The organism is Oleiphilus sp. HI0043, assembly GCF_001634935.1.
This window is the reverse complement of record NZ_LWEY01001361.1, coordinates 1-1,503: the sequence shown is the minus strand read 5'-3', so window position 1 is coordinate 1,503 and position 1,503 is coordinate 1. Positions and strand designations below refer to the sequence as shown.

1 protein-coding gene and 1 tRNA gene are annotated in these 1,503 nt (G+C 43.9%); one reads left to right on the top strand and one right to left on the bottom strand.

Features of this window, described 5'->3' with window-relative positions:
- Positions 1 to 89: 89 nt before the first annotated feature.
- Positions 90 to 177: transfer RNA gene (locus A3729_RS18445), tRNA-Ser, on the bottom strand.
- A gap of 143 nt (positions 178 to 320) precedes the next feature.
- On the opposite strand from A3729_RS18445, the gene A3729_RS18440 reads away from it, so the two are divergent.
- Complete coding sequence (locus A3729_RS18440; RefSeq protein ID WP_068513689.1) at positions 321 to 776, top strand: isoprenylcysteine carboxylmethyltransferase family protein; 456 nt, start codon at positions 321 to 323, stop codon at positions 774 to 776.
- Positions 777 to 1,503: the final 727 nt, after the last annotated feature.

The following is a 1,503-nucleotide window of genomic DNA, read 5'->3' as shown; positions in this document are numbered from 1 at the left end:
AACAGAGGTATTAGAAAGCGCCCAAGAAACACCAGAATCTAACCATTTGATAGGGTTGTTTGTTGATAGGGTGTTGTTAGGAAACTAATTGGCGGAGAGGGAGGGATTCGAACCCTCGATACCTTGCGGTATACACACTTTCCAGGCGTGCTCCTTCGGCCACTCGGACACCTCTCCGTTTTGAACTTTCTAGCTTCGCAAATGGTGTAAACCCTGTTACGCTCCCAGAAAGGTGCGCTACTCTAAACTAGCATTTTAATCATTGCAATAGTTGAACCCGTTAGTAGCTAATAAAAGTTAACTTATAGGTATATGTTCTCGTGAATATTCGGATTCCTCCACCACTTCAAACACTGATTGCAGCAGGCATTATGTATGGGCTGGATACTTTGATTTCAGTGAGTCTATATCGGTTTGGGCTCTTGGCTGGTATTGTTATGGCTGTCTTGGGGCTTGCGTCTGTGTTTTTCTTAATGCCAGCGGTATTTAGCTTCTGGAAAAATAAAACAACCGTTAACCCTATTAAACCTGAAAATGCGACCACGCTTGTGGTTGATGGAGTTTATAAGTACTCGAGAAATCCAATGTATGTGGGTATGGCAGCGCTGTTGCTTGCTTGGGCTGTGTATTTGGCAAACCCTTTTAACTTCTTAGTGTTTGCATTGTACGTCTATGTCATGACGGCAATTCAAATAAAGCCCGAAGAGCGTGCTTTGGTAAAGATCTTTGGGGCGAGTTACAGGGAGTATTGCGAACAAGTGAGAAGGTGGGTTTAGCAGCCTATTAGGTTAGAAAAAAATAGACTGCTATATGAGCTTTTACTAATTTTGATCAGGTATATTAATGGTTAGGTCAAATCCGCCGCCAACGCGGGGGGTAATTTGAAGCGGACCTTCATCAATACCGTGAGGAAGTTCAATCTTGTCAATTTGAGGAAGGTTGCCAATTGAAAAGGTAAGTTGATTGTCCTGTCTACTTAGCCCAAGATCGTTGGCACCGTCGCCACCAATATAGACAAAGTCGAAATCACCCTCGGGTACCGCGTAGCGTGTATCGTTCATGACTTCTTCCATTGTGCGAGTGTTAACCTCGTCGTAGGTTGGGATCACAACGTCAATAGGCGCGATGGTTGCTGAAGCAATCGCTGCATTTCGTAGCATTTCTTCACTGAGTAGGACAGAGCTGGCANNNCCANNNACNTGGNTNTNTNGGTNCCCTAGCTTATCCATATCCTGGTCTACATTTTCAACCGGGGCAATTGTCAGGCTGGAGTAGGTTTTTTGAGTTGTCTCAATTTCCTGCTTTTTAGGCGTAACAATAATTGTCGAGTCCTTGATATAGGTTTCGGTTAACTCTGAACTGCTAAGAGATTTAACTTCTGCGCCAGCCATTAGTGGCAGTAGTAATAAAGGTGACGCTTTTAGGATGATGCTAGAGCTAGTGTTCATATTCGGTGCCTGCGATATTATACGATCAGCAGAATAACAGGTGAAAAAGTGAGCA